Raw genomic sequence first — 12,082 nt, forward strand, 5'->3', positions numbered from 1 at the left:
AACTGTTTGCGGGGCCCTGTCCTCGCTCTCTTCTGTTGCCGTCGAGATTGAGGTGCACGTGTCAGCGAGGCTTCAGGCAGAGAGCCTGTACAAAGTGTTCGGCAGAAGACCGGACCGAGCGGTCGAGCGGCTCCGTGACGGGGCCGACCGGGAGGAACTGCGCGCCGAGGGCACGACCGCCGCCGTCATCGACGCGTCCTTCACCGTGGAACCCGGCCAGATCTTCGTCGTCATGGGTCTGTCGGGATCCGGCAAGTCCACCCTGCTGCGCATGCTGAACGGCCTGCTCGAGCCGACCTCCGGGCACGTCCGCTTCGACGGCCAGGACCTCACCACGCTCGGCGACCGCGAGCTGCGCAAGGTCCGCTCCCAGAAGATCAGCATGGTGTTCCAGCACTTCGCGCTCTTCCCGCACCGCAGCGTGCGCGAGAACGCCGCCTACGGTCTTGAAGTGCAGGGCGTGCCCCGCGCCGAGCGCGTACGCCGCGCCGACGAGGCGCTCGCCCTGTGCGGCCTGGCCGGCTGGGAGAAGTCCTGGCCCGACGAGCTGTCCGGCGGCATGCAGCAGCGCGTCGGACTCGCCCGCGCGCTCGCCACCGACGCCGACCTGCTGCTGATGGACGAGTCCTTCAGCGCCCTGGACCCGCTGATCCGCCGCGACATGCAGGACCAGCTCCTTGAGCTCCAGCAGAAGCTCAAGAAGACGATCGTCTTCATCACCCACGACCTCAACGAGGCCATGCGCCTGGGCGACCGCATCGCCGTCATGCGCGACGGCGAGATCGTCCAGATCGGCACCGCCCAGGACATCCTGCTGCGGCCGGAGAACGACTACGTCGCCTCCTTCACCCAGGACGTCGACCGCTCCCGCGTCCTGACCGCGGGCGAGATCATGGACCCCTCGGTCACCGCCGACGACCCCGGCTGCCACTGCCGGACCGCCACGGCCGACACCCCCTTCACCGAACTGTGCGCGATCAGCGCCGGGCTCTCCCACCCCGTCTCGGTCGTGGACCAGGACAACAAGCAGATCGGCGTCGTCCCCCGGCAGCGTCTGATCGGCTTCCTCGGCGACGAGCAGGACACCACCCCCGAGCCCTGCGACGCCCCGCGGGACAAGGGCGGAGAGAAGGTGACCGCCCGTGCCTAGGATCGAGCTCGGCAGCTGGGTCAACGACGGGGTCGACTGGCTCACCACCCACATGGCGTGGCTGTTCGACTTCTGCAAGACCGTCTTCCTCGGCCTCTACGACGGCATCAACGCCGTCCTCCAGGCCCCCGAACCACTGCTCCTCGCGGGCATCTTCGCCGTGATCGCCTTCTGGCTGCGCGGCACGCTCGCCGGTGTCCTCACGTTCGTCGGATTCGCGTTCATCGACTCCCTCGAACTGTGGGAGAACGCGATGATCACCCTGGCGCTCGTCCTCGTGGCGACCGTCATCGCGCTCGTGATCTCCATACCCGTCGGCATCTGGGCGGCCCGCTCGGACCGCGTCAGCGGACTGGTCCGGCCCGTCCTGGACTTCATGCAGACGCTGCCCGCGATGATCTACCTCATCCCGGCGATCCTGTTCTTCGGCACCGGCGCCCCCGCCGGCATCGTCGCCACGCTGATCTTCGCGCTCGCACCCGGCGTGCGCATGACCGAGCTGGGCATCCGGCAGGTCGACAAGGAACTGGTCGAGGCCGCCGACGCGTTCGGCACCACGCCCCGCAACACCCTGCTGCGCGTCCAGCTCCCGCTCGCCCTGCCCACCGTCATGGCCGGTGTCAACCAGGTCATCATGCTCGGCCTGTCGATGGCCGCGATCGCCGGCATGGTCGGCACCGGCGGCCTCGGCGGCGACGTCAACGAGGCCATCGGCCAGCTCAACGTGGGCCTCGGCTCCGAGGCCGGTGTGGCCATCGTGATCCTCGCGATCTACCTGGACCGCATGACCAGCGCCCTGGGCACCCAGGTCTCCCCGCTCGGCCGCCGCGCCGCCGCCAAGCTGCGCGCCACCCAGGGGCTGAAGATCTGGTCCTACCGGCCCCGCCCGGTCGTCGCCGTGATCGGTGTCGTCGTCCTCGCGCTCGCCGCGGGCGGCATGGGTGTCTTCGGCAAGAGCACCGACTCCACTGCCGTGGCGGGCGGCGAGAACGTCGGCCAGGGCAAGAAGATCAGCATCGGCTACATCCCCTGGGACGAGGGCGTCGCCTCCACCTTCCTGTGGAAGGAGGTCCTGGAACAGCGCGGCTACGAGGTCGAGGCCAAGCAGTTCGACGCGGGCCCGCTGTACACCTCCCTCTCCCAGGGCGACGTCGACTTCCAGACGGACTCCTGGCTGCCCACGACGCACGCCCAGTACTGGAAGAAGTACGGCAAGCAGCTCGACGACCTCGGCGCCTGGTACGACAAGACGTCCCTGGAGCTGTCCGTGCCCTCCTACATGAAGGGCATCGACTCCCTGGAGGACCTCAAGGGCAAGGCCTCGCAGTTCGGCGGCAAGATCACCGGCATCGAGTCCAGCGCCGGTGAGATGGCCCTGCTCAAGAGCAAGGTCCTCAAGGAGTACGGCCTGGACAAGGAGTACGAGGTCGTCGACAGCTCCACGCCCGCGATGCTGGCCGAGCTGAAGCGCTCCTACGCCCAGAAGAAGCCGATCGTCGTCACGCTCTGGTCGCCGCACTGGGCGTACAACGACTACGACCTCAAGAAGCTCAAGGACCCCAAGGGTGCCTGGGGCAAGGGCGACGGTGTGCACACCCTGTCCCGCAAGGGTTTCGCGGACGACGACCCGACGGTCGCCGAGTGGCTGAAGAACTTCAAGATGAACGAGAAGGAACTCACCAGCCTCGAAGCCGAGATCAACAAGGCGGGCAAGGGCAATCAGCAGGAGGCCGTGCGCGCCTGGCTGAAGCAGAACCCCGGCTTCGCCGACAAGATGGCCCCGGTCGAGAACGCCGGCGGCAGCACACCGGCAGAGGCCAGGCAGCCCCTGGACGTGGCGTGGTTCCCCTGGGACGAGGACATCGCCGTCACCTACCTGTGGAAGAACGTCCTGGAGCGGCGCGGCTACAGGATGAACCTGAAGCAGATGGACGTCGGCCCCGTCTACACCGGCCTGGCCTCGGGCGACATCGACCTCAACTTCGACGCCTGGCTGCCCTACGCGCAGAAGAACTACTGGGACAAGAACAAGGACCGGCTCAAGGACCTCGGCACCTGGTACGAACCGACCTCCCTGGAGCTCGCCGTCCCGTCCTACGTGAAGGGCGTCGACTCCCTGGAGGACCTCAAGGGCAAGTCCGGCACCTTCAAGGGGAAGATCATCGGCATCGAGCCGGGCACCGGCGAGATGGACCTGCTGAAGAACAAGGTGCTGCCCGGCTACGGCCTGGACGAGGAGTACGAGGTCGTCGACGGCTCCACCCCGGCCATGCTGGCCGAGCTGAAGCGCGCCTACGCCAAGAAGGAGCCGATCGCCGTCACGCTCTGGTCGCCGCACTGGGCGTACAGCGACTACGAGCTGACCAAGCTGAAGGACCCCAAGAAGGCCTTCGGCGAGGGCAACACGATCCGCACCATCTCCAACGAGAAGTTCCCCGAGGAGTACCCGCGGCTCACGAAGTGGATCAAGAACTTCAAGATGACCGAGGACGAGCTCGGCACCCTGGAGAGCGAGATCAAGAACCGCGGTCAGGGCCATGAGGAAGAGGCCGTCGCCGCGTGGCTGAAGGAGCACCCCGACATGGTGGAGCGCATGACGCCGCAGTGACGTCGTAGTGAGGGGGGTGCGGGGCGGGACGCGATACGACGCGTCCCGCCCCGCACTCGTGTCCACGAGCGGGATCCGGACACCACAGAGCGGCGCGAAGTGACAGGTCGCGCGTCGCCCTGTATGACGGCGATGTGACGGGCGCATGAAACGGTTTGCCGAACATGCGTAGGGTGCAGACAACTCAACAGAAGCAGTGCTCCGGGACACTGGTGCACGGGGACCGGAACGACGGGCGAAGGAGGGAGCCGGAGCGATGGGCGACCACAAAGAGCAGTCCCTTCGAGTGGGCGCGGCCGTGCGCCGCCGGCGCCGCGCGCTGGAGCTCACCCTCGCCGCCGTGGCCGAGCGCAGCGGCCTGTCGGTCCCGTTCCTGAGTCAGATCGAGAACGACCGGGCGCGCCCCAGCCGAAGCTCGCTGGAGAAGGTCGCCGACGCCCTGCGCACCACCGCCGTGGAACTCCTCGCCGCCGCCGACCCGGCGTGCAGCGTGGACGTCGTCCGCGCCGAGGACGTCGAACCGCTGCCCCGGCCCCGGACCCGGTCGCTGGTGCGCGGCCACCACCAGATGCACGCCTCCGAGTTCCTCGGCGACCATGACGCGGGCCGTGAATTCCAGTACCGCAACGACCAGTTGATGTACGTCGCCGACGGGGCCGTGGAGATCGAGGCCGAGGGCCGCGCCTACCGGCTCGGCCGCGGCGACACGCTGTACCTGACCGGTGGCGTACGGCACCGCTGGCGGGCCACGGAGTCGGACACCCGCGTGATCGTCGTCGCCGTGGCGGAGCACATCGAGGCCGTCCGGGACCGGCCACGCCGGTGAGGGTCGTCTCGCTCGTCCCCTCGCTGACCGAGGCGGTGGCACTCTCCGCGCCCGGCGCCCTGGTCGGCGCCACCGACTGGTGCACCCATCCGTCCGGCCTGGACGTCGTCCGCGTCGGCGGTACGAAGAACCCCAAGCCCGAGCGGATCGTCTCCCTCGCCCCGGACCTGGTGATCGCCAACGAGGAGGAGAACCGCGAGCCCGACCTCGCGGCCCTGCGCGAGGCGGGCGTCGAGGTCCTGGTGACGGAGATCCGCGATGTGCCGGGGGCCTTCCGGGAGCTGGCCCGGGTCCTGGACGCCTGCGGGGTGGCGGGGCGCCCGCGCTGGCTGGACGAGGCGGAGGACACCTGGTCGTCCCTGCCGGAGCCGGTGACCCGCCTGACGGCGGTCGTGCCGATCTGGCGCCGCCCCTGGATGGTCCTGGGCCGTGACACCTTCGCGGGCGACGTCCTGGCCCGCCTCGGCATCGACCACCTGTACGCGGCGCACTCCGACCGCTACCCCCGCATCCCGCTGGAGGAGTTGCGTGCCGCGGTGCCGGACGTGGTGATCCTCCCGGACGAGCCCTACCGCTTCGCCGCCGACGACGGACCCGAGGCCTTCCCCGGCCTGCCCTGCGCGCTCGTCAGCGGACGGCACCTCACCTGGTACGGGCCGTCACTGGCCGAGGCACCACGGGTGCTGGAGCGGGCCCTGCGAGCAGCTCGCCCCTGAGCAGCCCGCGTACCGTCCCGGCGGCTGCGGTGCCCCACGCGACGACCAGCACCGCGTACAGCACGACCGCCGGCCCTTCGTACGCCACGAGCCCGGTGTGCCGGCCCAGGGCCTCGGCGCCCGTGACACAGGTGCCGACCGGGAAGGTGAACGACCACCACGTCATCGCGAACCGCATCCCCTCCCGCCTGGCGCGCAGCACATGGACGGTGGCCAGGCAGAACCACAGCAGGGCGAACCCCATCACGGGCACGCCGTAGAGCACGGCGAGCACACCGAAGCCCTGGCTGTACGGCGCCGGTACGACTCCGGGGGCGGTGTCCGCGAAGGCGCCGACGGCGGTCGTCGACTGCCCGAGCGGCCCCAGCACCAGGAACAGCGTGGGCGTGAGGGCGAGCGGCAGCGGCCCGCCGGTGAGCAGCCGTGCGAAGACCAGCGGCAGCATGACGAGCGTGGCGAGCAGACTGAGCCCGAACAGCGCGAAGCAGCCCAGCAGCAGCGTCTCCCGGGGCTGACCGGCGGGCAGATGAGGAACCAGCAGCGGCCCGACGGCGGCCGACACCATGGGCGCGACCAGCGGCAGCAGCCAGACCGGGGTGGCCTGCCCCGGCTCCACCCGGTGCCGTACGGCCATCAGATACGGCACGGTGACGGCGGCGGCCAGCCCGAGAGCCGTACCGGCGGTGAACAGCACGGTGTCGAGCGCGACGGCCGCCCGCAGGCCGATCACGTCCCGGCCCACGGTGAGAGCACCGCCGCCCACGGCGAGCAGGGCCATCGCGAGACAGCCGTAGAAGGGGGCCGTCGCCGGGTCGAGGAGATGGGCGCGGGCCTGGTCCCGGTGGCGGGACCAGTGCACGGCCCGGGCCCCGAGCAGGGCCCCGAGCAGGACGAACGCGAGGACCCAGACACCGGCGAGCACGGGGCGCAGCCCGGGAAGGTGCGACGGCAGGGCGGCTCCGGCGGTGGCGACGACGGAGGTGCCCATCACGGTGGCGTACCAGTTGGGTCCGAGATGACGGACCGACAGTGGGTACGCGAGGGGCTGGGCTGCGGTGACCATGACCCAACGGTCGTGCCGCCGGGGCCGTACCACCAGGGAGTATGCCTCTATGGCGACATAAGCTGGGTTTATGAGCAGGACGGATGAGCAGGGTGACGCTCCGACCACCGGGACCGGGTCCCTGGCGCACCGGGTGCCGGATCTCGGGGCGCTGGAGCTGTTGTTGGCGGTGGCGCGGCTCGGCAGCCTCGGCGGAGCGGCCCGGGAACTCGGCATCACCCAGCCCGCGGCGAGCAGCCGCATCCGGTCGATGGAGCGGCAGCTCGGCGTGGCGCTGGTCGACCGCTCGCCGCGCGGCTCCCGGCTGACGGACGCCGGTGCGCTGGTGACGGACTGGGCGCGGCGGATCGTCGAGGCGGCGGAGGCGTTCGACGTGGGGGCGCAGGCGTTGCGCGACCGCCGTGACTCGCGGTTGCGGGTGGCGGCGAGCATGACGATCGCCGAGTATCTGCTGCCGGGCTGGCTGCTCGCGCTGCGCGCCCAGCGGCCCGACACGGCGGTGTCCCTGCACGCCGGCAACTCGACGGTGGTGGCGGAGCGGCTGCTGTCGGACGAGGCGGACCTGGGCTTCGTGGAGGGGCTGTCGGTCCCGACCGGGCTGGACTCGGTCGTCATCGCCCACGACCGGCTGATAGTGGTCACCGCCCCCGGGCATCCCTGGGCGCGCCGTCGACGGCCGCTGGCGGCGGGGGAGTTGGCGTCGACGCCGCTGATCCTCCGCGAGAAGGGCTCAGGGACGCGGCAGGTCCTCGACGCGGCGCTCGGGGGGCTGGCCCGGCCGCTGATCGAGCTGTCCTCGACGACGGCGGTCAAGGCGGCGGCGGTGAGCGGGGCGGGGCCGTCGGTGCTGAGCGAACTGGCGGTGGGGGAGGAGCTGGCGATGCGGCGGCTGGTGAGCGTGCCGGTGGAGGGGGTGGCGCTGGCGCGGGATCTGCGGGCGGTGTGGCCCACGGGGCATCGGCCGACTGGTCCGGCGCGGGACCTGCTGTCGCTGACGCGGGGATAGTTCTTCGCCCCCGCCGCCCCTACCCGTCCCATCCCCAGGGGCGCTGCCCCTTCGACCCCGCTTCGGCCTGAACGGCCTCGTCCTCAAACGCCGGACGGGCTGGGGGGCCGAGCCCGGCCTCTTGACCGACCGATTCGGGTGGTGGGTGGGCATAGGCCGGGGGTCCAGGGGGCGGAGCCCCCTGGTGCTGTGCGCGCACCGAGGTCAGCTCGCTTCCGCCGCCTCCACCAACGCCCGCATCACCCGCAGATCCTCACCCATCTCCGGGTGCCACTGCACCCCCAGCACCCACCCCGGGTGCGCCGGCAGCTCCAGTGCCTCGATCGTCCCGTCCGTCGCGTGGGCCGACGGGACCAGGCCCTCGCCCAGCCGGTCCACGGCCTGGTGGTGATACGTCGGTACGAACGTCTCCTCCGGTACGACACCGCCGTAGAGACTCCCCGGCACCGGCTTGACCGCATGCCCGCCGAAGACGCCCACGACCTCCGCATGCCCCTCGATGTGCTGGACGAGCGTGCCACCGAGGGCCACGTTCAGCAGTTGCATGCCCCGGCAGATGCCCAGCAACGGCACCCCCGCCGCCAGCGCCGCGTCGATCAGGGCTAGCTCCCACGCGTCCCGCTCCCGCGCCGGCGGCCCGGTCCGCGCCTCGCGCTCCGCGCCGTAGCGGACCGGCTCGACATCCGGCCCGCCCGCGATGACCACCCCGTCCAGCCGGGCCACGACATCGGCGGCGTGCAGCGGGTCGTCCGGCGGAAGCATCGCGGCCAGGCCGCCCGCCTGACGCACCAGCCGCGGGTAACCGGCCGGCAGCAGCGCCGCCTCCAGCTCCCACACGCCCCAGCGCGCACCCGACTCCAGATACGTGCTGACCCCGATCAACGGCCTGGACACAGAAACTCCCTCATCTCGACGCCCCGGTCCACCTCAGTCCCGTGACAACTCTGCCTCGGCCGCCGCCAGCGCCGCGAACTCCTCCTCCGGCGCCTTCGCCACCAGCCGCTTCCTGCTGTACAGGCCGAAGTACCCGACGGCGACGACGTACACCACGAGCGCGATGACGGCCGCCGTCACATCCACCAGGAACGTGGCCACCAGCGCCGCACAGGCCAGCACCAGGGCGATCGAGGAGGTCACCACCCCGCCCGGCGTGCGGTACGGCCGCGGCAGCTCCGGCTCGCGGCGGCGCAGCACGATGTGCGACAGGGACATCAGCGCGTAGGAGATGGTCGCGCCGAAGACGGCGATGTTCAGCATGCGGGCGCCGTTGCCCGACAGCGCCGCCAGCAGGAAGCCGATCGTGCCGGGCACCAGCAGGCCGAGGTACGGCGCCTTGCGGCGGCTGGTGAGGGACAGGAAGCGGGGCAGGTAACCCGCGCGGGACAGGGCGAACAGCTGGCGCGAGCCCGCGTAGATCAGGGAGAAGAACGAGGCCACCAGGCCGGCCAGGCCCGCGTAGTTCACGATCCGGCTCAGTGTCGTCGCCTCGCCGCCCGGCTGCAGCGCCTCGACCAGCGGGTTGCCCGCCTCCTGGACCGCCGCGGAACCGCGTGCGCCCGCCGCCGCGAAGAACGTGACCACGGCCAGCACCACCAGGATGCCCATGGACCAGCGGATCGCCTTCGGCAGCGTCCTGGCCGGATCCTTGGTCTCCTCGGCGGCCAGCGGCACCCCCTCGACACCCAGGAAGAACCACATGCCGAACGGGAACGCCGCCCAGATGCCGAGCAGACCGAACGGCAGCCAGGAGTTCGAGCCCGCCGCCGAGGCGTCGACCGGGATGTCGTCCAGCGACCCGAAGGAGAAGTCGGGCAGGGCCGCCAGCGCGAACACGATCAGGGCGGCGACCGCGATGCCGGTGACGACGAAGCTGAACCGCAGCGCCTCGCCCACGCCCCACAGATGGATGCCGAGGAAGATCGCGAAGCAGACCAGGTACATCGGCCAGCCGGACTCCAGGCCGAACAGGCCGAGCGACTCGACGTAGTCCCCGATGAAGATGACGATCGCGGCGGGCGCGAGGACGTACTCGATGAGGATCGCCGTACCCGTCAGGAAGCCGCCCCATGGGCCCAGCGCCCGCCGGGCGAAGCCGTAGCCGCCGCCCGCCGTCGGCAGGATCGAGGACAGCTCGGCGAGGGCGAAGACCATGCAGGCGTACATCGCGCCCATCAGCACCATGGCGATCGCGAGCCCGCCGAAGCCGCCCTCGGCCAGGCCGAAGTTCCAGCCCGAGTAGTCGCCGGAGACGACGTAGGCGACGCCGAGGCCGGTCAGCAGCACCCAGCCGGCGCTGCCCCGGCGGAGCGCTCTGCGCTCCAGATAGTCGTCGCCCTCCGGGGCGACGGGAGTGGTGGTGGGTTCCTGGGACATGGGCAGACTCCCTCAATGGAATGAGGCCATACCTTTGCGGTGCGGACCGAGGGAAGGCAAGACCCGTGCGTTAATCGCCCGTAAATCCTCACCGCGCCACCGCCTCGCTCAGCCGCCGCGCGGGAACGCGGCCCGGCTCAGCCGAGGAACCCGCGCAGCAGCGCCGCCGTCCCCCCGCAGTGTTCGCGCATGATCTCCCGCGCCTGATCCGCGTCGCCCTCGATCACGGCCTCCACCAGGGCGGTGTGCTGCCGCTGGGAGTGCTCCAGGTTGCGCACCAGGAGCGGGATGCAGTCGAGCAGGTCGTTGACGCTGGCGCGGACGCCCGCGTACTGGGCCGTGAGCGTGGGGGAGCCGGACAGCTCGGCGATCGTCAGGTGCAGCAGCGTGTCCAGGCGGCGGTAGTCGGCGAGCGGGGCGTCGTGCGTGCGCGCCAGGGCCTCCCGGAGCCGTTCCGCCTGCTTCTCGTCCAGCCCGTGCGCCGCGCACAGCCCGGCCGCGCCCACCTCCAGCACCTCCCGGAAGCGCAGTACGTCCTCTATGTCGACCTCGGCGATCCGCCGCCGCAGCTCGTCCTCGCCGCCCGCGTCCGTGCGCGGCAGCACGAACGTGCCGCCGTAGCGCCCGCGCCGGGACTCGACCAGACCCTGGTCCTGGAGCACCTTCAGCACCTCGCGCAGCGTCACCCGGCTGACCCCCAGCCGCTCCGCCAGCTCCCGCTCGGCCGGCAGCCGCTCGCCCCCCGCCACCAGGCCCAGCCGCAGGACCTGGAGGATCTGCTCCAGCGCCTCCTCGAAGCCGTTGCCCGCGCGCACCGGCCGCAGCACCGGCGTCAGCCCGTCCCGCATCTCGCCCCCAGGTTCCTCCGGCATGTGGCCGTACCCCCTTCCCAAGCAATGGTTCTCCGCAATACCTTATGGCTCCCGGCGGATCCAAGGCAGCGGATCCAAGGAGCCTAGGAGGCCTTCCCGTGGCAGACCGCACACCCCCGCTGAGCGTCGAGGAGCTGCACGCCCTCGTCGCGGGCGGTGAGATCGACACTGTCGTCCTGGCCTTCCCCGACATGCAAGGGCGGCTTCAGGGCAAGCGGTTCGCCGCCCGTTTCTTCCTCGACGAGGTGCTCCAGCACGGCACCGAGGGCTGCAACTACCTGCTCGCCGTCGACACCGAGATGAACACCGTCGAGGGCTACGCGATGTCCTCCTGGGACCGCGGCTACGGCGACTTCGCGATGCACCCGGACCTGAGCACCCTGCGCCGCGTCCCCTGGAACGAGGGCACGGCCATGCTCCACGCCGACCTCGCCTGGAGCGACGGCTCCCCGGTGGTCGCCGCGCCCCGCCAGATACTGCGCCGCCAGCTGGAGCGCCTGGCCGAGCTCGGCTACACCGCCCAGGTCGGCACCGAGCTGGAGTTCATCGTCTTCAAGGACAGCTACGAACAGGCCTGGGACGCCAACTACAGCGGCCTCACCCCGGCCAACCAGTACAACATCGACTACTCGGTCCTCGGCACCGGCCGCATCGAGCCCCTGCTGCGCCGGATCCGCAACGAGATGGCGGCGGCCGGCCTCACCGTCGAGTCCGCCAAGGGCGAGTGCAACCCCGGCCAGCACGAGATCGCCTTCCGCTACGACGAGGCCCTGGTCACCTGCGACCAGCACTCCGTCTACAAGACCGGAGCCAAGGAGATCGCCTCCCAGGAGGGCATGTCGATCACCTTCATGGCCAAGTACAACGAGCGCGAGGGCAACTCCTGCCACATCCACCTCTCGCTCGCGGACGCGGACGGCGGCAACGCCATGGCCGGGGACGGTGAGGGCGGCATGTCGGACGTCATGCGGCACTTCCTCGCCGGACAGCTCGCCGCCCTGCGCGACTTCTCCCTGCTCTACGCCCCCCACATCAACTCCTACAAGCGGTTCCAGCCCGGCTCCTTCGCCCCGACCGCCGTAGCCTGGGGGCACGACAACCGCACCTGCGCACTGCGGGTGGTCGGCCACGGCCGCTCCCTGCGCTTCGAGAACCGGCTGCCCGGCGGCGACGTCAACCCCTACCTCGCCGTCGCCGGACTGGTCGCGGCCGGACTGCACGGCATCGAACAGAAGCTGGAGCTGCCCGAACCCTGTCCCGGCAACGCCTACACCGCCGACTTCGCCCACGTCCCCACCACCCTGCGCGAGGCCGCCGAGCTCTGGGAGAACAGCCCCGTCGCGAAGGCCGCCTTCGGGGACGAGGTCGTCGCGCACTACCGCAACATGGCGCGGGTCGAGCTGGACGCCTTCGACGCCGCGGTGACCGACTGGGAGCTGCGCCGCTCCTTCGAACGTATGTGAGGCCC

10 protein-coding genes are annotated in these 12,082 nt (G+C 70.9%); 6 read left to right on the forward strand and 4 right to left on the reverse strand.

What is annotated here, in order from left to right; genetic code table 11:
* Positions 1-58: 58 nt before the first annotated feature.
* The 4 genes from KJK29_RS31230 to KJK29_RS31245 all read left to right on the forward strand — a co-directional run bounded on the left by KJK29_RS31230 (position 59) and on the right by KJK29_RS31245 (position 5,300).
* Entirely contained in the window at positions 59-1,150 is a 1,092-nt protein-coding gene (locus KJK29_RS31230) for a quaternary amine ABC transporter ATP-binding protein (RefSeq protein WP_215122517.1), read from the forward strand.
* The gene (locus KJK29_RS31235; RefSeq protein ID WP_215122518.1) at positions 1,143-3,758 is read left to right on the forward strand and encodes an ABC transporter permease/substrate binding protein; all 2,616 of its coding nucleotides are present in this window, start codon (positions 1,143-1,145) and stop codon (positions 3,756-3,758) included. Before KJK29_RS31230 ends, KJK29_RS31235 begins: the two co-directional genes overlap by 8 nt.
* 256 nt (positions 3,759-4,014) lie before the next feature.
* Positions 4,015-4,584 carry a helix-turn-helix domain-containing protein gene (locus tag KJK29_RS31240; RefSeq protein WP_215122519.1) on the forward strand — a complete coding sequence of 190 codons (570 nt, stop codon included), beginning with the start codon at positions 4,015-4,017 and terminating at the stop codon, positions 4,582-4,584.
* Complete coding sequence (locus KJK29_RS31245) at positions 4,581-5,300, forward strand: helical backbone metal receptor (RefSeq protein ID WP_215122520.1); 720 nt, start codon at positions 4,581-4,583, stop codon at positions 5,298-5,300. The genes KJK29_RS31240 and KJK29_RS31245 overlap by 4 nt, the downstream gene beginning before the upstream one ends.
* Here the strand turns inward: KJK29_RS31245 and KJK29_RS31250 are convergent.
* The gene (locus tag KJK29_RS31250) at positions 5,227-6,363 is read right to left on the reverse strand and encodes a TDT family transporter (protein WP_215122521.1); all 1,137 of its coding nucleotides are present in this window, start codon (positions 6,361-6,363) and stop codon (positions 5,227-5,229) included. The genes KJK29_RS31245 and KJK29_RS31250 overlap by 74 nt on opposite strands.
* A 70-nt stretch (positions 6,364-6,433) precedes the next feature.
* Between KJK29_RS31250 and KJK29_RS31255 the strand changes: the two genes are divergently transcribed.
* Positions 6,434-7,369, forward strand: a complete 936-nt coding sequence (locus tag KJK29_RS31255; RefSeq protein ID WP_215122522.1) for a LysR family transcriptional regulator — start codon at positions 6,434-6,436, stop codon at positions 7,367-7,369.
* Between the two features lie 204 nt (positions 7,370-7,573).
* Here the strand turns inward: KJK29_RS31255 and KJK29_RS31260 are convergent, their stop codons facing one another.
* From KJK29_RS31260 to KJK29_RS31270, 3 genes are all read right to left on the reverse strand, one after another.
* On the reverse strand, positions 7,574-8,263 hold the full coding sequence (locus KJK29_RS31260; RefSeq protein WP_251057983.1) for a gamma-glutamyl-gamma-aminobutyrate hydrolase family protein: 690 nt from the start codon (positions 8,261-8,263) through the stop codon (positions 7,574-7,576).
* Between the two features lie 33 nt (positions 8,264-8,296).
* The gene (gene eat / locus KJK29_RS31265) at positions 8,297-9,742 is read right to left on the reverse strand and encodes an ethanolamine permease (protein ID WP_215122523.1); all 1,446 of its coding nucleotides are present in this window, start codon (positions 9,740-9,742) and stop codon (positions 8,297-8,299) included.
* A 137-nt stretch (positions 9,743-9,879) separates the two neighbouring features.
* Positions 9,880-10,614, reverse strand: a complete 735-nt coding sequence (locus tag KJK29_RS31270) for a FadR/GntR family transcriptional regulator (protein WP_215122524.1) — start codon at positions 10,612-10,614, stop codon at positions 9,880-9,882.
* A 98-nt stretch (positions 10,615-10,712) separates the two neighbouring features.
* On the opposite strand from KJK29_RS31270, the gene KJK29_RS31275 reads away from it, so the two are divergent.
* A complete protein-coding gene (locus tag KJK29_RS31275) occupies positions 10,713-12,077 on the forward strand; it encodes a glutamine synthetase family protein (RefSeq protein WP_215122525.1) in 1,365 nt (454 codons plus the stop codon).
* Positions 12,078-12,082: the final 5 nt, after the last annotated feature.

This window comes from Streptomyces koelreuteriae, from assembly GCF_018604545.1.
Classification (GTDB): Bacteria; Actinomycetota; Actinomycetes; order Streptomycetales; family Streptomycetaceae; genus Streptomyces; species Streptomyces koelreuteriae.

What these genes read in the sequence shown, in the direction of transcription:
- KJK29_RS31240 (WP_215122519.1), top strand. Translation starts at nt 4,015, where the DNA reads ATGGGCGACCACAAAGAGCAGTCCCTTCGAGTGGGCGCGGCCGTGCGC.
- KJK29_RS31270 (WP_215122524.1), bottom strand. Translation starts at nt 10,614, where the DNA reads ATGCCGGAGGAACCTGGGGGCGAGATGCGGGACGGGCTGACGCCGGTG.
- eat (WP_215122523.1), bottom strand. Translation starts at nt 9,742, where the DNA reads ATGTCCCAGGAACCCACCACCACTCCCGTCGCCCCGGAGGGCGACGAC.
- KJK29_RS31250 (WP_215122521.1), bottom strand. Translation starts at nt 6,363, where the DNA reads ATGGTCACCGCAGCCCAGCCCCTCGCGTACCCACTGTCGGTCCGTCAT.
- KJK29_RS31255 (WP_215122522.1), top strand. Translation starts at nt 6,434, where the DNA reads ATGAGCAGGACGGATGAGCAGGGTGACGCTCCGACCACCGGGACCGGG.